Origin of the sequence: Citrobacter amalonaticus Y19 (assembly GCF_000981805.1) — a bacterium.
GTDB lineage: Bacteria > Pseudomonadota > Gammaproteobacteria > Enterobacterales > Enterobacteriaceae > Citrobacter_A > Citrobacter_A amalonaticus_C.
This window is the reverse complement of record NZ_CP011132.1, coordinates 573,319-593,498: the sequence shown is the minus strand read 5'-3', so window position 1 is coordinate 593,498 and position 20,180 is coordinate 573,319. Positions and strand designations below refer to the sequence as shown.

Sequence of the window (20,180 nt, the reverse complement as noted above, 5' to 3'; positions counted from 1 at the left end):
CCATGAAAGTTAATTCCTGCTAACAGCGTAACAAACCTCTATAACATTCAGAAATACTAATACGCAGATGAAGCCAAATTCAGAATTTGCCCCCACTGGGGGTAATATTCCCAATACAGAAGATTATCTGTAATAAAAAATCCCCCGTAACCCCGCCGACGCGTTGCTACGGGGGACAAATAACTGCCCCAACATTAATCAGCCACGGTTATATCCATTACAGCACGCGGCAATGATCGGACCGATATGTTCAAAGGCGGACGGAGAAATAATCTCCACATGCGCACAGTCCTGGCGATACACGTCCAGGTCTGCAATCCACGGTGCCCAACTGCGTTCGGGGCTTACCCCTTCCGGTAGGGTACGCTCGGCAACAAATAGCGTCGCGCGTCCATCAAAGGGGACGCTGTGCGCGCTGGTGAGTAAGCGGACGGCATCAGCGTAATTCCCTTCTATGATGCTAAACAATTCGCCTGACGCGTTCCCCTGCTGTGCGGCCAGAAACGCCTCCCGCTCGCGATCAATTTCCGCCAGCACTTCCGGGTCGAGCCCATTGGCTTCTTTTTCTGACCAGTTTTGCGTTTCCGGTGGCCAGGTATCCAGCAGACCGAGGAAGGCGACCGTTTCACCCCGCGCCCGCAGACGCGCGGCAATACCGTGCGCCAGCGTGCCACCGAGAGAATAGCCCAACAGGTAATACGGACCGTGCGGTTGTTGTTCAAGGAGCGTCGCCAGATGATGTTCGCAGACCGCGTCCAGATTGGCTGCCGTCTGCATCGGCCCCTGCGGACGCGGCGACTGGATCCCCATAATCGACCATTGTGGACTGAGATAGCGCGACAAGACGCTAAACTGCCAGGCAAATCCCGACGCCGGATGGAAGCAAAACAGCGTCGGTCCGTCACTTTTACGTAACGGCAGCAGCGTTTCAAACCCAAGACGTTGCGCCTGTACGTCATCGTCCGCATCCAGCAACGCCGCCAGTTGCGCCACCGTCGAGGCCACCATGACCTGCCCCGGCGTGACCTGACGGGCGAACGTCCGGCTCAGTTGCGCTGCCAGCTTCATGGCCAGTAGCGAATGACCGCCCAGGGCGAAGAAATCAGCCTCAATGTCGTTGACGTCACAACCCAGCAGTTCACTGAATGCCTTTGCCACCGTCGTTTCGCTGCCCGGCAGCGGGACTCGCCCTTTGGCGCGCGGCGTTAATTCCGGCATCGGCAGCGCTTTGCGATCCAGCTTACCGTTGGCGCTAAGCGGCAGTTGCGCCAGTTGCAGTAACACCACCGGCACCATATGTGACGGGAGTTTTTCACGCAACTGCGCCTGGAGTGCGGGGATATCAAGCGGAAGACCTGACTGCGAGACCAGATACCCCACCAGTTGGCGGGCATCGCCCCCCGTTGCTGTCGCCTGATTAAAGACACAGGCGTGAACCACCGCCTGTTCAACGTCAGGCAAAGCCTGCATTACGCGATCGATCTCGCCCAGTTCGATACGCTGACCGCGGATCTTAAGCTGATCGTCACTGCGTCCCAGATACTCCACCGCCCCGTTTTCCAGCCAGCGCGCGACGTCTCCGGTGCGATACATCCGCTCTCCTGGCGCAAACGGATCGGCGATAAAGCGACTCGCCGTGAGGTCCGATCTGCCGAGGTAACCCTGTGCGAGTTGGATGCCGGTCAGATAGAGATCACCCGCCACGCCGATGGGAACCGGATGCATCATCGCATCCAGGATCCGCAGTCCGGTATTCCACACCGGGAAGCCAATCGGTACGCTACTGCCGGTGACCTTTGCCAGTTCATCACCCCAGGCCGGATACCAACTGACATCAACCGCCGCCTCCGTTGGGCCATACAGATTATGCAGTGGAGCATGCGTCAGTTGCTCCCACTCGCGGCATAAATCGGCGGGTAAGGCTTCGCCGCTGCAAAAGACATGCTGTAACGTTGCACAGCTTTCACTGGCGCGCTCTGGCGTCAGCGAGGCGACGAATGCCGCCAGCATCGACGGCACAAAGTGGGTCGTTGTCACCCCGTAGTGCGCAAAGAAGCGCTGCATAGCCAGCGGATCGCGATGCGCTTCTGGCTCAGCCATTACCAGCTTCGCACCGGCAATAAATGGCCAGAAGAATTCCCACACCGAGACGTCAAAACTGCAGGGCGTTTTTTGCGCCACCACGTCCTGCGCCGTCAGGCCGTACTGGTTTTGCATCCACAGCAGACGGTTAACGATGGCGGTTTGTCCAACCATCACCCCTTTCGGTCTGCCTGTCGAACCAGAGGTAAAGATGATGTACGCCGTATGCTGCGGTTGCGATAACCCCAGCGGCGCGCTATCGCCTGCCGCCAGCGGTTCGTTATAGCAGAGGCTTTCCAGTCCCGGGATGTCGCTAAAGCGCGGTCGCTGCTCCGCCGTGGTGATCAGCAGCTTCGGCTGCGCGTCTTCCAGCATCATCCGTAGACGATCGTCCGGATAACCCGTGTCTAACGGTAGCCAGGCCGCACCGGCTTCAACAATCCCGTGCAACGCCAGCGTCAGAAATACGGAACGCGGTAAGGCCACCGCGACGCTGTCACCCGGTTGCACCCCGCATTCACGCAGCACACCGGCGAGCGCCACCACCTGTTCGCGCATTTCGCGGTAGCTGAACTGATAGCGGGCATCCGCCAGCGCGGGCGCATCCGGTGTTCTGCTCGCCTGTTCCGCGACCAGCGCACTCAGCGTCGTAGAAGGGATATCAACCGCCGTGGCGTTGACCTGCGCAATCTGCTGATATTCAGCCGGGAGCAGCAGATCGGCATCACCACAGCGCAGGGCCGGGTTGGCGGCAAACTGTTCGATCAGCGCCATCAGACGTGATGCATGCTGTCTGAGCGTCGTTTCATCATAACGTTGCTGGTTGGCGAGAAGCTCAATGCTCAACCCGCCCTCTTCATCCGGGAACAGCGCCAGTTCCAGATCGTTAACCGGCCCCGTCGCCAGCGTATGGGTTTGCGCTGAAATGCCCGGCATAACCAACTGATAGTCGAAGACTTTGACGTTAAGCACCGGGCCAAACAGCGGCTCTTCCCCCGCCGCCCGCCCGCTGTCGCGGACGATTTGCTCTGCATCATAACGCTGATGGCGGCGCATTTTCTTAAGCTGCGCAGACAGTCGTTTTGCCAGTTCTGCCAGACTTTCTGCGGCATCAATACGCACGCCCAGCGGTAACACGTTGAGTACCGGTCCGGTGGCGGTCAGCGCCGCCGATCCCATACGACGCATAAAGATAAAGCCTGCCGCATATTCCATCCGGCTGCACAGTCGTCCCAGCCAGAGCGCGACCAGCGCCAGCGCCAGATCGGTTCGCTGTACGTCAGGCAGTTGCGCCGCCAGATGGCGAAATGCGTCTTGTGGCGCATTCAGCTTCATGCGGTAAATTTCTGACGTCGCCGCACGCCCCGGCAGCGGAGCCGGTGAAAGCGATGCCGGTGGCGGAAGCTGTCTACGCTGCTCGGCCCAGAACGCGGCGTCACGCTGCCAGGCTTCACTCTGGCGATACTGCTGATATTCTTCCACCACCTCGGCAAACGGCGTGAAGGGCGAGTCAGGCGTCGCGTCACCCCGGCGCCATGCGCTGTAAATCTCAGCGATCTGGCGGGTAATCGCCGGGAAACTGAAGCCATCAACCAGTAAATGATGATAGCGCTGATACCAGTACCACTGGCGATCGCCAACCTGAATCAACTGATGATGCGCCAGCGGCTTGCCGCCGTCGACGCGCAGATTTTGCTGGAGATCGGCCTGCATCAGCGCCAGCGCGGCGTCATGCGGGTTCGCGGCGGTACGGAGATCGCAAATCTGCGGTTCATCAAACGTAAAGGACTCATCCACCCATTGCCAGACGTCGCCGTTATCCTCGGTAAAACGCATCCGTAACGTATCGGCCTGCTGCATGCCGATGACCACCGCGCGCGCCAGCATCTGCGCATCCAGTTCACCGGTTAATGCCACATAGTGTGCGACGCTCCAGGCGGAGGGTAATGTGGAGAGTTTTTCGGCCATCCAGATGCCAGGCTGTGCGGCGACAAGCGGTAAACGTGGGCTCATTGCGCCTCCTGTGAAACGGCATAATGGCCGGGAATTAACGTGGTCCAGTGACGCGCCAGCCACTGCTGGCAGGCTTCCTGAGACTGCGGCTCGCACGCCACCTGCCAGCCCGCAGGCAATGCGCAGTGCTGCGGCCAGAGGCTAAACTGCTGCTGAGAATTTTGCAGAACGTAAAACTGTCCCTGCGGGTTATCGAAGGGATTACTGAATTCCATACTCAACTCCTGTCGTGGAAAATCGCTCGCTCAGAGCAGCGGCTTCCAGAGGTCAATCAACCCCTGCATCAGACCGCCGCGCCAGCAAAGCGCATCATGTCCGCCGTCAACCTGACGCCAGAAAACCGACTGCTGTGTCGTCTGTAGTTGTGTGTAAAGCGCCTGGTTCGCGCGGAAGATAACCGGTTCCCTGACTCCCGCTTCAAGAACAATCCGCAGTCCCTGCGCGGACAGCGTACCGCCGCGAAGTTGTTCAATAATCAGTCCGTTCTGTTGACCACCGCGATGAGGCCACCAGTAAGAGCCGGACTGACTGAGCACGCAGCCAAAGCGTTCCGGCCAGTGCAGCCCGGCAAACAGCGATGACAGGCCGCCAAAGCTTTGCCCAGCAACGACTGTACGTTCCGGACGATCGCTGAACGGCGCAACGGCCCGGACCTGTGGCAATAACTCGTGTTGAACCGCCAGCCAGAAATCTGCGCTACAAGGCAGTTCACGGCTACGGTGCGCAGTATCGATAGCATCAATAAGCAGATACACCGCCGGTGGAAGTTGACCACGCCGGGTGAGTGAGGTGAGCGCGGGCCAGACGGGCATACTCTGCGCCCAGAATTGCCCGTCGAGCAGAACTGCCAGGGGGCGTTCGTCTGGTTGCGCATCGCCGGTCGTAAAAATCCACACCCGGCGCGTATTGCCCAGACGCGTGCTGTTCCAGTCCAGTACCACCGGCAATGACGCTGGCGTTTGTGGGTCGTCCCAGCCCGGTTGCGCAGGGGCTTGCGGCATCTCGAGTGCCGAAACAGCGTGCCCTCGCCCACCTTTCCAGTTAACCGGATTCAACGGATCGGCAATCGCCTGTGGTAACAGCTGTCGCCAGCCTTCACGCAGCGCCGTGCGATCCAGCGGTTCATCTGCCTTCAGCGACGCAAACGACTCGTCCCGCGTAGAGGGAATAAAACAGTAGCTGCCGCGCCAGTTAGCGCTTAAAACGGTCTGCCACTGCCAGACATCCGTTCCGGCGATGCGCTGCATCGTCTGAGGAAAGACATTCTGATGGTGGTCGGTGACGCCGGTGATATACACCCAGACTCGCTGAATGGCTGAGTGAAATTCACTCCCCTGCGGATCGCGCCACCAGAAGGTCACCCGGTAATTTCCGTCTGCTTCACGCGCCCATTGCGGACCGTTTTTTGACTGCCACCAGGCCTCACTGCCTACCGTTAACGCTGTCACCGTCATAACCCCATGTTTACTGTGAATTTTTTCATCGATAGATGAAATATATTGATAATATTATTGATAACTATTTGCATTTGCAATAGCGTATTGACGCGCCGTGGGAAGCGCGAACAGTTTTTAACCAACCGCGCTGCGGGCTTTTCTGGAATGGAGGGTTTTCGCAGAGGCGGGCGACATCGGGCCGGATACCGATTCCAGGTGTCTGGTACACGTGGCTAAAGAAAAGCAGGAAAGACAATGAACAAGAAGATTCATTCCCTGGCCTTATTGGTCAACTTAGGGATTTACGGAGTAGCGCTGCCCGCAATGGCAGAAGAAACCGCTGATAGCACCGCCGTCTCTCATGAAGATACTATCGTGGTCACCGCCGCCCAGCAGAACTTGCAGGCCCCTGGCGTGTCGACCATCACCGCAGATGAAATTCGTAAAAACCCTCCCGCTCGCGACGTCTCTGAAATCATCCGTACCATGCCTGGCGTGAACCTGACCGGTAACTCGACCAGCGGTCAGCGCGGCAATAACCGTCAGATTGATATTCGCGGGATGGGGCCAGAAAACACCCTGATCTTGATCGACGGTAAACCGGTGACCAGCCGTAACTCCGTGCGCCTCGGCTGGCGCGGCGAGCGTGATACCCGTGGTGATACCTCGTGGGTGCCGCCGGAGATGATCGAACGCATTGAGGTCCTGCGCGGACCTGCCGCAGCGCGTTATGGCAACGGTGCCGCCGGTGGTGTGGTGAATATCATCACTAAAAAAGGCAGCAACGAGTGGCACGGCTCCTGGAACACCTATTTCAATGCGCCGGAACACAAAGAGGAAGGGGCGACCAAACGCACTAACTTTACCCTCAATGGCCCGCTGGGCGGGGATTTCAGCTTCCGCCTGTTCGGTAATCTGGATAAAACGCAGGCCGATGCGCGTGACATCAACCAGGGTCACCAGTCTGAACGTACTGGCACCTATTCCGACACACTGCCAGCCGGTCGTGAAGGTGTCATCAACAAAGATATTAACGGCGTGGTGCGCTGGGACTTCGCGCCAATGCAGTCGATTGAACTGGAAGCCGGTTACAGCCGTCAGGGTAACCTGTACGCCGGGGACACGCAGAACACCAACACCAACCAACTGGTGAAAGATAACTATGGCGAAGAGACCAACCGTCTCTACCGTCAGAACTACTCTCTGACCTGGAACGGCGGTTGGGATAACGGCGTCACCACGACCAACTGGGTACAGTACGAACACACCCGCAACTCTCGTACGCCGGAAGGCCTCGCGGGCGGGACTGAAGGGATCTTCGACCCGAAAGCGTCACAGAAATATGTGGATGCCGACCTGAACGACGTCACGCTGCACAGTGAAGTCAGCCTGCCGTTCGATTTCCTGGTGAATCAGAATCTGACGCTGGGCACTGAATGGACCCAGCAGCGCATGAAGGATATGCTCTCCAACTCGCAGACCTTTATGGGGGGGGATATTCCGGGCTCCAGCAGCACCGACCGCAGCCCGTATTCGAAAGCAGAAATTTTCTCGCTATTTGCTGAAAACAATATGGAGCTGACCGACAGCACCATGCTGACGCCGGGTCTGCGTTTCGATCACCACAGCATCGTGGGCGACAACTGGAGTCCATCTCTGAACCTGTCACAGGGTCTGGGCGATGACTTCACCCTGAAGATGGGCATCGCGCGAGCTTATAAAGCGCCAAGCCTGTATCAGACCAACCCGAACTACATTCTGTACAGCAAAGGCCAGGGCTGTTACGCCACGGGTGCCGCGACCGGCATCGGCTGCTACATGATGGGTAACGACGATCTGAAAGCAGAAACCAGCGTCAACAAAGAGATTGGCCTTGAATTCAAACGTGATGGCTGGCTGGCGGGTGTGACCTGGTTCCGTAACGATTATCGCAACAAGATCGAAGCCGGTACGGTGCCAATGGACCGCACCTCTATCACCAACAAAGGTAAAACCACCTACACCGATATCTATCAATGGGAGAACGTGCCTAAAGCGGTGGTCGAAGGGCTGGAAGGGACGCTGAACGTACCGGTAAGCAGCAGCGTTAACTGGACCAACAACATCACCTACATGCTGCAAAGTAAGAATAAAGAAACCGGCGAGCGCCTGTCGATTATTCCGGAGTACACGCTGAACTCAACGCTGAGCTGGCAGGTACATCAGGACGTTTCTCTGCAATCCACCTTTACCTGGTATGGCAAACAAGAGCCGAAGAAATACGATTACCAGGGTAAACCGGTGACAGGCTCGGATAAACAGTCCATCAGCCCGTACAGCATCGTGGGTCTGAGCGCGACCTGGGACGTGACCAAAAATGTCAGCCTGACCGGCGGCGTGGATAACGTCTTTGACAAGCGTCTATGGCGTGAAGGTAATGCCCAGACCACTGGCAGCACGACCGATGTTTCTTATATGCGTGGCGCGGGTGCGTACACCTATAACGAACCGGGTCGTACATGGTACATGAGCGTTAACACGCACTTTTGATGCCCACTCCCCTCCTCCACCCGGAGGAGGGGTTTGGTTTTGATGACACGATGAAGACAACTCACTCCCTTCTCACTCTGTCTCACCACTCGTTACATTGTGTGACCTTCGAACCGGACACCTTCCACGAGCACGATCTGCTGTGGCTTCCCCATCATGCGCAACTGGCACATGCCGGGCGTAAGCGTAAAGCCGAACATCTGGCCGGTCGTATTGCCGCCGTTCATGCGCTACGCGAATTGGGGCATAAAAATGTGCCGGGAATGGGCGAACAACGACAACCGTTATGGCCACAAGGTTTGTTTGGCAGCATCAGCCACTGTGCGACCACCGCACTGGCTGTGGTTTCCCACCAGCCCGTGGGGGTTGATAGAGAGGAAATATTTACGCCGCAGACAGCGGCAGAAGTGGCAACCAGTATCGTCTCACAGACAGAAAAAACACGGCTAGCAGAGAGCGGATTACCTTTTGAACAGGCGCTCACGCTGGCGTTTTCCGCCAAAGAGAGCGCCTTTAAGGCAACCCAGGGGCTATCGCAGGCAGGCTGCGGATTCATGCACTATCACATTCTGGACGTTCAACATGACCAGATGAGGTTACGGGCGTACGACCAGACCTGGCGTGTGCGGTGGCTCACTTCCGCCAGCCATGTTATTACCATTGCAACACATTAACCCTCAAAGCATTTCCCGCGCCTGAGCCACAATCGACTGCGCATCAAAACCGTGGTGCTGGCGCATCCAGCCGCGATCAGCTGCCGCCGCGTATTCACCATCCGGGATCCCTAAGCGCTTCAGAACCGCGCCAGTCCCTGCTTCGGCCAGAACTTCCGCCACCAGGCTTCCCAGTCCACCGTTGATATTATGTTCTTCAACGGTGATCACCGCTTTACAGCCTTTCACTGCCGCTAACAAGGCTTTGGTATCACACGGACGAATGGACGGTACACTCACCACCGTCGCCTGAATACCGGAATCGGCAAGCAACGCGGCCGCATCGACAATTTCATGGACCGTAGAGCCTGTCGCCACCAGCGCCAGCGAATCGCCTTCACGTAAGGTCACCACGGCACCCGGCACAAAGCGATAGTTCTCATCATGCAGTTCCGGAAGCGCCTTTCCGTCCATGCGAATATACACCGGCCCCTGATAGCCAATGGCATAGTCGATTATCTGTCGACACTCTCGCGGTGAAGAGGGGGCGAAAATCTGGATATTGCCAAATCCACGCATAATGGCGATATCGTCGATCGCGTGATGCGTGCTCGCCAGCGGACCATAGCTGGCCCCTGCATTCAGACCAAACAGCTTCACGTTGGTATTGTTGTAGCAAACGTCAACTTTGATTTGCTCATTGGCGCGGGAAATCAGGAATGGCGCCGCATTACAGGTGACCGCAACCTTGCCGCCGAGCGCAAGCCCTGCCGCCGTCCCAACCATACTTTGTTCAGCAATCCCCACGTTGACCAGTCTGTCCGGGAACTGCTTGATGAAGGGGCCAATTTTCGCGGTGGAGGTTGAGTCAGCCACGACCGGCACCAGATCAACGCCATTTTCTACCGCATCGATAAACGCCTGAACCATGACGTTCGCGAGGTGTTCTGCATTACTCATCTTTCAACTCCTCCAGAGCCAGTTCAATCTCTTCACCTTTCGGCACCCGGTGGTGCCACTCAGGACGCCCCTGGATAAACGAGATACCTGCGCCTTTTGTGGTATTGGCAATCACGACGTTAGGCTTCCCTTCCTGCGTCAGGCCTTCCAGCGTACTGACGACCGACGCCATGTCATTTCCCTGGCATTCGGTGACCTGCATGCCGAAGGCGCGCCATTTATCCGCAAGCGGATCGGTGTTCATGATTTCACGCGTGGGTCCGGCCAACTGGAGATTATTCTTGTCATTAATGATCACCAGGTTGTCCAGTCCATAATGCGCCGCCGCGAGCGCGGCTTCCCAGTTGCTGCCTTCCGCCAGTTCGCCATCGCCGGTAATTAAAAAGATGCGGCGAGCACTGTTGCTTTTCTTTGCGGCCAGCGCCAGTCCCACCGCAACAGGCAAACCGTGGCCCAGCGCGCCGGTGTTCAGTTCAATACCTGGCGTTTTCTGGCGCACCGGGTGGCCCGGAAGATGAGAATTGGCGTGCTGATATGTGCTCAGCCAGTCAATAGGGAAAAAACCAGCCTCCGCCAGCACACAGTAGTAGCAGCCTACCGCGTGGCCTTTGGACTGAATGTAGATGTCACGCTCCTCATCGTCGATGCGATCCGGGGCGACATTCAAAATTCGGAAATAGAGTGCAGTGAGCAGTTCAACCTGAGACAGGTCTGCACCGGTATGCCCTCCTGCCGGGCTGTATGCGTTTAACTTGACGATGTGACGGCGCACCGCTCGCGCTGTGCGTTCAAGAGTCTGAATATCATAGTGCCAGGGATTCATTTAACACCTCTGAATTTATTTTCAACATGGAATATTTATTCCATCAGGGACTAAAAAAACCAGAAATCCCTTTGCTTCGCATCACACGGCTTACGCCACAGTATCGTACTCAGGAACATGCTGCCTCCTCACCGCGACCACATTGACGTCGGGAATAATCAGTTGACCTGAAATCACTGTGAATATATATTCACATATGATTCTTTATTCAATTATGCAACGACATTTCCATATTTGTCCATCCCTGTTTTTGAGGATTGGTCAAAGTTAGAGCTTTATCACACTTACCTGCCTTTTGTTTTCGCGTATGATAAAAGTCTCTAAGATAATGGCTGTACGTAAATGATTTTCGGGGAAATATATGGCTAAGCAGGACGAACAACGGCTATTGGTTAAAATCGCCACCCTTTACTATCTTGAAGGACGCAAGCAGTCCGATATTGCTCAACTTCTCTCGCTTTCTCAGTCGTTTATCTCCCGAGCCATCACCCGCTGTCAGAAAGAAGGGGTGGTAAAAATCAGCGTCGTACAACCCTCAAATATCTTTCTGAATCTTGAGAAAGGAATCGAAGATCGTTACGGACTCAAGCAGGCAATCGTGGTGGATACCGAAGACGATGCCACCGATCACAGTATCAAACGCGCCATTGGTTCCGCCGCTGCCCATTATCTTGAAACCCGTCTGCGACCTAAAGATTTGGTGGGCGTCTCCTCGTGGAGTTCAACCATCCGGGCAATGGTTGACGAAGTGCATACTCAGAACCTGAAAGCCGGTGGCGTTATCCAGCTACTCGGCGGCGTCGGGCCAAACGGCAATGTGCAGGCCACCATTTTAACCCAGACGCTGGCGCAACATCTTAACTGCGAGGCCTGGCTGCTCCCTTCGCAAAGCATTGAGGGATCGGTTGAGGAGAAAAATCGTCTTATCGCCAGCAAGGATGTCGCCGAGGTGATCTCGCGTTTCGATAATGTCGATATCGCCATCGTGGGGGTGGGGATTCTGGAGCCGTCCCAGTTGCTTAAGACGTCAGGAAACTACTACCACGAAGATATGTTACAGGTACTGGCCGATCGCGGTGCCGTCGGAGATATCTGCCTGCACTACTACGACAAAAACGGTCAGCCGGTCTTACAGGATGATGAAGATCCGGTCATTGGCATGGCGCTCGATAAAGTCAAAAAATGCCCCAACGTCGTGGCGCTGGCGGGAGGAACTGACAAAGTTGCCGCCATCAAAGGGGCGTTGAACGGGGGCTATATCGACGTATTGATCACCGATTATCCTACCGCACGGATGTTGGTAACAGCCTGATCCCTCCCACATATTCGGTCTTTGCGAAAAAAGGATTCGACGCAAAGACCGTCTAAAAACCTCTATTTTTCAATAAACTGAAAGGATTCACCTCCGCGTTATTTTCGCGTAAACCTGATATTCTTCCCACTGTGTAAGTGTGATTCCCAGCACAATTGATGATTTTTTCTATAGCCCAACGGAAAGATTCTGGCTAAGGTATTAAATAAATAATCAGTATCGAATATATATTCAAAGATTAAAAATACACGATGTCACAATCAAGCCTGATTAAGTAATGACGCGACAGTGAGGGAGCCCCTCTTCCCTTCAACGCCGGGACGCAATGTGACTCAGGAGATAATCAATCTATGTGTGCAGCAAAGAAAGAGTTCATCATTGCGCTGGATGAAGGTACTACCAACGCTAAAGCGGTCGCACTGGACGCTCAGGGTCAGGTGGTCGCCAAATTTTCTCAACCGCTGGCCATTCAGACGCCGCGTGAAGGCTGGGTTGAGCAATCCGGCGAAGTATTGATTGATGCATCACTTGATGTGATTGCGAAAGCGATAAACCACGTCGGCGCCGACAATGTCGCGGCTCTGGCGATCAGTAATCAACGTGAAACCGCTATTGGCTGGTATCGCCAGACGGGTAAACCGCTGAATTCCGCCATCACCTGGCAGTGCACACGCAGCGCGGCGTACTGTGAAGAACTGCGCCACGAAAACAAAGAACACCTGATCAAAACCACCACCGGCCTGCCAATTGCGCCGCTTTTTTCTGCCTCTAAAATGCGCTGGCTGCTGGAGTCGGTAGCCGATGGCCCGCAGCTTGCGGCGCAGGGGAAAATCTGTCTGGGTACTATTGACAGCTGGCTGCTGTGGAATTTAACCGGCGGCGAGACCTTCTGCTGCGACTACTCAAACGCAGCCCGCACCCAGTTGCTCAATCTGCACTCCGGGCAGTGGGATGAGACGATGCTGGAGCTGTTCCACATCCCCCGCGCCGCATTACCGGAAATTAAACCCTCCAGTGGATTATTTGGTTATACCCGTGGCCTGAGCGGCATTCCGGATGGTATCCCGGTGATGTCGATGGTCGGCGACTCGCACGCCGCGCTGTTTGGTCACGCCCTCGGCGAGATGGGGTGCGTCAAAGCCACTTACGGCACAGGATCCTCCGTGATGGCACCGGTAACCTCAGCCCAGTGTGATATTAGCGCACTGGCGACCACCATTGCCTGGCACGACGGTGAGAACATCATTTACGGCCTTGAAGGCAACATTCCGCACACGGGCGATGCGGTGGCATGGATGGCAGATAGCACCGGGTTGAGCGAACTTTCTGACGCTGAACTGGCTCATGAACTGAATACGCTCCCCGCCTCCGTGGAGTCAACCCTGGGCGTGTACTTCGTCCCGGCATTAACCGGGCTCGGCGCCCCGTGGTGGGATGACAGCGCGCGCGGCGTGATCTGCGGACTGAGTCGCGGCGTCAAACGCGCCCATCTGATCCGTGCCGCCCTTGAGTCGATTACCTATCAAATCGCCGATGTGGTGGTCGCCATGCAGCAACATGAAGACTTTAGCTTGTCGGCTCTGATGGTTGACGGCGGCCCGACAAAGAATGACTGGTTAATGCAGTACCAGGCAGACCTGCTGGGTTGTCCGGTGATGCGCAGCGATGTGCCTGAACTGTCAGCCATTGGCGCCGCGTTACTGGCGCGCAAAGCGCTCCACCCTGGCTCGCTCACTGATTTAAAAGCTTTTTTAACCGTACACAGCGCATTTCAGCCCGATATGGCCCGCCATCATCGTCTGCAAAAAAGATGGCAGGAGTGGCGCAATGCGGTGAACAGAACACTATGGAAACCGGCCCCGTCCGCCTGACGCCTCACCAGGGAAGATGCGTGACATCCCGACTCATTAACAGAAGGAGAACTCCGGACCATTAGCCCTGTTTTATAAGAATTCATGCTTTACGTTGTTTCACCGTACCCGACAATAACAACACAGAGAGAACATTGTCATGAAATTACGTTTAACGCTGTTAACCGCTGCAACCCTGACCGCTTTGTCTTTTACTGCCCATGCTGCAGAGAAAGGGACAATTATGATTATGGTGAACTCACTGGATAATCCGTATTACGCGTCGGAAGCCAAAGGCGCCAGTGAAAAAGCTCAGGAGTTAGGCTACAAAACCACAATTCTGTCGCACAGCGAAGATGTAAAAAAACAGAATGAATTGATTGATACCGCTATCGGCAAAAAAGTTCAGGGCATCGTTCTGGATAATGCGGATTCAACGGCCAGCGTTGCAGCCATTGAAAAAGCGAAAAAAGCCGGGATTCCCGTCATATTAATCAACCGCGAAATTCCCGTTGATGATGTGGCATTAGTACAAATTACCCATAATAACTTCCAGGCAGGTTCTGAAGTTGCCAACGTCTTCGTTGAGAAGATGGGAGAAAAAGGGAAATACGCCGAGCTGACCTGTAACCTCGCCGATAATAACTGTGTTACCCGTTCAAAATCTTTCCACCAGGTTATTGACCAGTTCCCGGATATGGTCAGCGTCGCCAGACAGGATGCCAAAGGAACACTTATCGACGGTAAGCGAATCATGGACAGCATTCTGCAAGCTCACCCGGATGTGAAAGGCGTCATCTGCGGTAACGGTCCTGTTGCACTGGGCGCAATCGCCGCATTGAAAGCCGCAAACCGCGATGACGTTGTGGTCGTCGGCATTGACGGCAGCAACGATGAACGCGATGCGGTGAAAGCCGGGACATTGCAGGCCACCGTCATGCTGCAGGCTCAGGCTATCGCTGCACAGGGCGTGACCGATCTGGATAACTACCTGCAAAAAGGGGTGAAACCAGAGAAACAGCGCGTCATGTTCCGCGGCATTCTCATCACCAAAGATAACGCAGATAAAGTACAGGATTTCAATATCAAGTCCTGATCTCGGGTAGTTGCGCCTCCCCGGAGGCGCAGAGGAGAACATTATGTCTAAAAATGCCTGGCTGGCGCTGGTCGTGTTGACCGTGGGTGGATGCCGCATCGTTTCGCAGCAGGAACTTGCGGATCTCAAATCTCCGCCTAATCCCCATATGTCCAATATAGACCAAACGTGGCAAAACAAAATTGTGCCGCAAATTGTTGGGCAGGCTCGTCCGGTGGCCGATTTAATGACGGCTTTGCAGGCCGAGAAAGATTTCGATAGTGCCTGTAAAAAACTGGGCTATCGCGCTCAGGAAGAGAACCCCTGCATCTTTTTCGTCAAAGTCGAAGGCATAATTGGCACGATTGATACCGCCTCCCGCAGCGGAAAAATGACCGTCGCCGATAAAAGTGGTAGCAATATTATTGTTCAGATTGGTCCAACGCTACGCGGCACACAATTACGCGACGCTTATAAAGGTGCGACTTACGGTGATTTTAACGACCAGGTGTTATTTGGCGAGTATGGTCGCGCCATTAACGTCCAGGCGATAAAAATGATTCAGGCTGCCCAACTTAAAACCGGTGAATCCACACAAGTGTATGGCGTATTTTCCGCATGGGATATTCCTCAGACGATCCCTGATATTACGCCCGCCAAAATTGAACCCGCAGGAGGACAATAACATGCAACAGCAAGATATCGTCGCTCCCCAACCCGCCGAATCGGAAGTGATTATCGAAACCCATAGCCTGTCTCGTGTTTATCCTGGCGTGGTGGCATTAGATAATGTCAATTATCGGGTATATCGGAATAAAGTGAATGTTCTGATCGGAGAAAATGGTGCGGGTAAATCCACCATGATGAAAATGCTTGCTGGCGTCGAAAGCCCCTCCTCCGGTCAAATTTTTCTGGATGGTACCCCTGTTTCGATGAATTCGACACATCAGGCCGAAAAATTGGGTATCAGTATTATTTTTCAGGAGTTGAATTTATTCCCGAATATGAATGTCATGGACAATATTTTCATGGCTAACGAGTTTTTTCAGAAAGGGAAAATTAATGAAAAATATCAGTATGCGCTGGCGCAAACCCTGCTCAAGCGACTGGAACTGGATGTTGATCCGTATACACCCTTAGAAGAACTGGGGATCGGCCACCAGCAACTGGTCGAGATTGCCCGCGCGCTCTCGAAAGATACGCGCGTCTTAATCATGGATGAACCAACCTCTGCGCTAAGCCAGTCTGAAGTCAAAATCCTGTTCAACGTCATTGAACAACTCAAGCGGCGCGGCGTCACCATTATCTATATTTCCCATCGGCTGGAAGAGCTCATGGAAATTGGTGACTACATCACCATTTTCCGTGACGGTCGCTTTATTAGTGAGCGTCCGGTCAGCGATGCCAGCATTCCGTGGATCATCGAACAGATGGTGGGCGATAAGAAAAAACATTTCGATTATCAACCGGCTCCGCAAGGCGACACGGTTCTCGCGGTGCAGGGACTGACAGCGCTCCATTCCAGCGGCGGCTATAAGCTCAATGACGTGTCATTTAGCCTGAATAAAGGCGAAGTCATTGGGATCTACGGTCTGCTGGGCGCGGGACGCACCGAGCTGTTCAAAGGGTTGGTGGGCCTGATGCCCTGCCAGAGCGGCATCGTTCAACTCAACGGCGAATGCATCGATAAAGCCCATTTTCAGGCACGGCTTAAAAAAGGGCTGGCACTGGTGCCGGAAGACAGACAGGGCGAAGGCGTCGTTCAGATGATGTCGATTCAGTCCAATATGACGCTTTCTGGCCTCAGCTTGCAGGGTTTTCGCCGGGCCTGGAAATGGCTGAATCCGCAAAAAGAGCAGGACAGCGTGAAGGAGATGATTCAGCAACTTGCCATCAAAGTGAGCGATCCCGAACTGCCCATCACCTCACTCAGCGGTGGAAACCAGCAAAAAGTGGTGCTGGGCAAAGCGTTAATGACGCAACCGCAGGTGGTGTTCCTCGATGAACCTACCCGCGGCATCGACGTGGGGGCGAAAACTGATGTGTACCACCTTATCGGCAAAATGGCACAACAAGGGCTGGCAGTGATGTTCTCTTCATCAGAGCTGGACGAAGTGATGGCGCTGGCGGACCGCATTCTGGTGATGGCTGATGGCCGGATCACCGCTGATGTCCCCCGTCATGCAGTCACCCGCGAGAAGTTGATCGCGGCTTCTACACCGCAAGATTAATCAGGCTGGAATCCATCATGAACCAGAAATATATGATTTACATGTACCTGCTGAAGGCCAGAACGTTTATCGCTCTGCTGCTGGTCATCGCATTCTTCAGCGTGATGGTACCGAATTTCCTGACCACATCTAACCTGCTGATTATGACCCAGCACGTTGCTATTACCGGCTTACTGGCGATTGGGATGACGCTGGTTATCCTGACAGGCGGCATTGACCTGTCGGTCGGCGCCGTTGCCGGCATTTGCGGCATGGTTGCAGGCGCGTTACTCACCAATGGCTTGCCCATCTGGGGCGGCAACATCATCTTCTTCAACGTGCCGGAAGTGATCCTCTGCGTCGCCATCTTTGGCGTGCTCGTTGGGTTCGTCAATGGCGCGGTCATCACCCGCTTTGGCGTTGCGCCTTTCATCTGTACCCTCGGCATGATGTACGTTGCCAGGGGCTCTGCCCTGCTGTTTAACGACGGTAGCACCTACCCCAATCTTAACGGTATGGAGGCGCTGGGCAATACCGGTTTTGCCACCCTGGGATCCGGCACGCTGCTCGGGATTTACCTGCCCATCTGGCTGATGATCGCCTTCCTGGTTCTGGGTTACTGGATCACCACCAAAACCCCGCTCGGTCGCTATATCTACGCGATTGGCGGTAACGAATCTGCCGCGCGACTCGCCGGTGTGCCGATCGTCAAAGCGAAAATTTTCGTCTACGCCTTCTCTGGGTTATGCGCCGCCTTTGTTGGGCTGATTGTCGCATCCCAGTTACAAACGTCACACCCGATGACCGGCAACATGTTTGAGATGGACGCCATCGGCGCCACCGTTCTGGGCGGAACCGCGCTCGCCGGCGGTCGAGGACGGGTATCCGGATCCATCATCGGGGCCTTCGTCATCGTCTTCCTGGCCGATGGCATGGTGATGATGGGCGTCAGCGATTTCTGGCAAATGGTCATTAAGGGCGTCGTTATTGTCACCGCCGTGGTTGTCGACCAGTTCCAGCAAAAGCTACAGAACAAAGTCATTCTGATGCGTCGCCATGAAGAGAAACAGGCGACAGCACCCTCAGCAAATACCGTATCCAGTTAAGTAGCATCACTGCGCCGGGCATCGCGTGTCCGGCTTATACAGGGGAAAGAAATATGCAACGTGATTTTCATGGTAAGACGGTCGTCATCACCGGCGCATGCCGGGGAATTGGCGCAGGTATCGCCGAACGTTTCGCCCGGGACGGCGCAAACCTGGTGATGGTCTCCAACGCTGAGCGCGTTCACGAAACGGCAGAACACCTGCGCCAGCGCTACCAGGCTGATATTTTATCACTACAGGTTGATGTCACTAATGAAGAGCAGGTCCAGGCATTGTATGAGCAAGCGGCGGCGCGCTTTGGCTCGATTGATGTCTCCATCCAGAACGCGGGCGTGATCACCATCGATTACTTTGACCGGATGCCGAAAGCGGATTTTGAAAAAACCCTCGCCGTCAATACCACTGGCGTGTGGCTCTGCTGTCGCGAAGCGGCGAAATACATGGTGAAACAGAATCACGGCTGCCTGATTAATACCTCTTCCGGCCAGGGACGTCAGGGCTTTATCTATACCCCACACTACGCTGCCAGCAAAATGGGCGTGATTGGCATCACGCAAAGCCTGGCGCATGAACTGGCGCCGTGGAACATTACCGTCAACGCCTTCTGTCCGGGGATCATCGAAAGCGAAATGTGGGATTACAACGATCGTGTATGGGGCCAGATCCTCAGCACCGATGAAAAACGCTACGGCAAAGGTGAACTGATGGCGGAATGGGTTAAGGGCATCCCCATGAAACGCGCGGGCAAACCTGAAGATGTCGCCGGGCTGGTCGCCTTCCTGGCTTCTGACGATGCGCGCTATCTTACCGGACAAACCATCAACATTGATGGCGGCCTGATTATGTCGTAATACCCGACGGGGTACTTGTGAAGAGAGTTATCACTATGATCGCAAAAGATTTTGCTCAACAACTGTTTAACCTGCAAGGACGTGTCGCTTTCGTCACGGGCGCAGGGAGCGGCATCGGTCAGACCATTGCCTGGGCGCTGGCCAGCGCGGGCGCGCGGGTCGTCTGTTTTGATCTGCGCGAGGACGGCGGGCTGAAAGAGACCGCTCATCATATCGAATCGATTGGCGGCCAGTCGGCACTCTATACGGGAGATGTTCGCCAGCTTAGTGACCTTCGCGCCGCCGTCGCGCTGGCCAAAGAACGGTTTGGTCGTCTGGATATCGCGGTGAATGCCGCCGGTATTGCTAACGCCAATCCGGCGCTGGAAATGGAAAGCGAACAGTGGCAGCGCGTTATCGACATCAACCTCACGGGCGTGTGGAACTCCTGTAAGGCCGAAGCGGAACTGATGCTGGAATCTGGCGGCGGCTCCATCATCAACATCGCCTCAATGTCCGGGATCATCGTCAACCGGGGCCTTGAACAGGCGCATTACAACAGCTCCAAAGCGGGGGTTATTCATCTCTCGAAGAGCCTGGCGATGGAATGGATTGAGAAAGGTATTCGCGTGAACTCAATCAGCCCAGGATACACCGCCACACCGATGAATACCCGCCCTGAGATGGTTCATCAGACGCGTGAATTTGAGAGCCAGACGCCAATCCAGCGAATGGCGAAAGTTGAAGAGATGGCAGGCCCGGCGCTGTTCCTCGCCAGTGATGCAGCTTCGTTTTGTACTGGCGTCGATCTCGTTGTTGATGGCGGATTTATCTGCTGGTAAACAGAAATTCGCCCGCAGCCATGACTGACTGCGGGCGATATAATAAAGCGGGTGCCGTCTCATCCAGATCTGACAAGCGGATATGCGGGGATAGCTCCCCGCATAACGGCTACTTCTTCGATTCGTAAGCGAGAACGGCCTTAAACTCAATACCACGCTCCCTGACGCTGAACTCACAGAGTGAATCCCGCACGAGGAGTGTGAATCCCAGCACTGTAATGCAGAGTGCGATGACTGCCATTAAGGCATATTTCGTCAGCATGTATTGCCTCCATGCGAAGAAGAGACTACCATCCGAATTGTTCAGGTTTGGAATGGTAGCCTCAAGGTTGATAGCACTATCTCCTTGGGGCTTTCTTCTTTCCAGACCTCAGCAACGGCCTGAAGCAGGAAAGCATCAGGCACCCGCCGTTATCGTACTCTTCCTCTCTCAGGATACTGTATACTTACACAGTAAAA

General features: G+C 54.9%; 16 protein-coding genes. 10 read left to right on the top strand and 6 right to left on the bottom strand.

Annotation, left to right across the window (positions count from 1 at the left end; translation table 11 throughout):
- Positions 1-198 precede the first annotated feature (198 nt).
- From entF to fes, 3 genes are read right to left on the bottom strand one after another with little or no spacing between them, the layout of a single operon-like run.
- Positions 199-4,095, bottom strand: coding sequence for an enterobactin non-ribosomal peptide synthetase EntF (entF, locus tag F384_RS02585; RefSeq protein ID WP_046477211.1), 3,897 nt, complete (start codon positions 4,093-4,095; stop codon positions 199-201).
- Complete coding sequence (locus F384_RS02580; RefSeq protein ID WP_046477210.1) at positions 4,092-4,310, bottom strand: MbtH family protein; 219 nt, start codon at positions 4,308-4,310, stop codon at positions 4,092-4,094. The genes entF and F384_RS02580 overlap by 4 nt, the downstream gene beginning before the upstream one ends.
- A gap of 30 nt (positions 4,311-4,340) precedes the next feature.
- Positions 4,341-5,543: an enterochelin esterase gene (fes, locus tag F384_RS02575; protein ID WP_046497657.1), complete on the bottom strand. Its 1,203-nt coding sequence runs from the start codon at positions 5,541-5,543 to the stop codon at positions 4,341-4,343.
- A 243-nt stretch (positions 5,544-5,786) separates the two neighbouring features.
- Here fes and F384_RS02570 point away from each other — a divergent pair, with 243 nt between their 5' ends.
- Together F384_RS02570 and entD are read left to right on the top strand one after the other, a co-directional pair.
- Entirely contained in the window at positions 5,787-8,060 is a 2,274-nt protein-coding gene (locus F384_RS02570) for a TonB-dependent siderophore receptor (RefSeq protein ID WP_046477208.1), read from the top strand.
- 50 nt (positions 8,061-8,110) lie between these two features.
- The gene (entD, locus tag F384_RS02565) at positions 8,111-8,734 is read left to right on the top strand and encodes an enterobactin synthase subunit EntD (protein ID WP_046497651.1); all 624 of its coding nucleotides are present in this window, start codon (positions 8,111-8,113) and stop codon (positions 8,732-8,734) included.
- 3 nt (positions 8,735-8,737) lie between these two features.
- On the opposite strand, the gene F384_RS02560 is transcribed toward entD, so the two are convergent.
- Positions 8,738-9,673, bottom strand: a complete 936-nt coding sequence (locus F384_RS02560) for a transketolase family protein (RefSeq protein ID WP_046477206.1) — start codon at positions 9,671-9,673, stop codon at positions 8,738-8,740.
- Positions 9,666-10,496: a transketolase gene (locus F384_RS02555; RefSeq protein WP_046477204.1), complete on the bottom strand. Its 831-nt coding sequence runs from the start codon at positions 10,494-10,496 to the stop codon at positions 9,666-9,668. Before F384_RS02555 ends, F384_RS02560 begins: the two co-directional genes overlap by 8 nt.
- Before the next feature lie 361 nt (positions 10,497-10,857).
- Here F384_RS02555 and F384_RS02550 point away from each other — a divergent pair, with 361 nt between their 5' ends.
- The 8 genes from F384_RS02550 (at position 10,858) to F384_RS02515 (ending at position 19,721) form a co-directional block, all read left to right on the top strand.
- Positions 10,858-11,808 carry a sugar-binding transcriptional regulator gene (locus tag F384_RS02550; RefSeq protein ID WP_042320815.1) on the top strand — a complete coding sequence of 317 codons (951 nt, stop codon included), beginning with the start codon at positions 10,858-10,860 and terminating at the stop codon, positions 11,806-11,808.
- Positions 11,809-12,158: 350 nt separating this feature from the next.
- On the top strand, positions 12,159-13,679 hold the full coding sequence (locus F384_RS02545) for an FGGY family carbohydrate kinase (protein ID WP_046477202.1): 1,521 nt from the start codon (positions 12,159-12,161) through the stop codon (positions 13,677-13,679).
- Between the two features lie 139 nt (positions 13,680-13,818).
- Positions 13,819-14,754, top strand: coding sequence for a D-ribose ABC transporter substrate-binding protein (locus F384_RS02540; RefSeq protein ID WP_046477200.1), 936 nt, complete (start codon positions 13,819-13,821; stop codon positions 14,752-14,754).
- Between the two features lie 43 nt (positions 14,755-14,797).
- A complete protein-coding gene (locus tag F384_RS02535) occupies positions 14,798-15,418 on the top strand; it encodes a DUF2291 family protein (protein WP_046477199.1) in 621 nt (206 codons plus the stop codon).
- Between the two features lies 1 nt (position 15,419).
- Positions 15,420-16,964 carry a sugar ABC transporter ATP-binding protein gene (locus F384_RS02530; RefSeq protein WP_046477196.1) on the top strand — a complete coding sequence of 515 codons (1,545 nt, stop codon included), beginning with the start codon at positions 15,420-15,422 and terminating at the stop codon, positions 16,962-16,964.
- Between the two features lie 17 nt (positions 16,965-16,981).
- The gene (locus F384_RS02525; RefSeq protein WP_046477194.1) at positions 16,982-18,049 is read left to right on the top strand and encodes an ABC transporter permease; all 1,068 of its coding nucleotides are present in this window, start codon (positions 16,982-16,984) and stop codon (positions 18,047-18,049) included.
- A 53-nt stretch (positions 18,050-18,102) separates the two neighbouring features.
- Positions 18,103-18,900, top strand: coding sequence for an SDR family oxidoreductase (locus F384_RS02520; protein WP_046477192.1), 798 nt, complete (start codon positions 18,103-18,105; stop codon positions 18,898-18,900).
- 35 nt (positions 18,901-18,935) lie between these two features.
- Positions 18,936-19,721, top strand: a complete 786-nt coding sequence (locus F384_RS02515; RefSeq protein WP_046477190.1) for an SDR family oxidoreductase — start codon at positions 18,936-18,938, stop codon at positions 19,719-19,721.
- A 109-nt stretch (positions 19,722-19,830) separates the two neighbouring features.
- Here F384_RS02515 and F384_RS28185 read toward each other — a convergent pair whose 3' ends face one another.
- Entirely contained in the window at positions 19,831-19,983 is a 153-nt protein-coding gene (locus F384_RS28185; RefSeq protein ID WP_046477188.1) for a Hok/Gef family protein, read from the bottom strand.
- Positions 19,984-20,180: the final 197 nt, after the last annotated feature.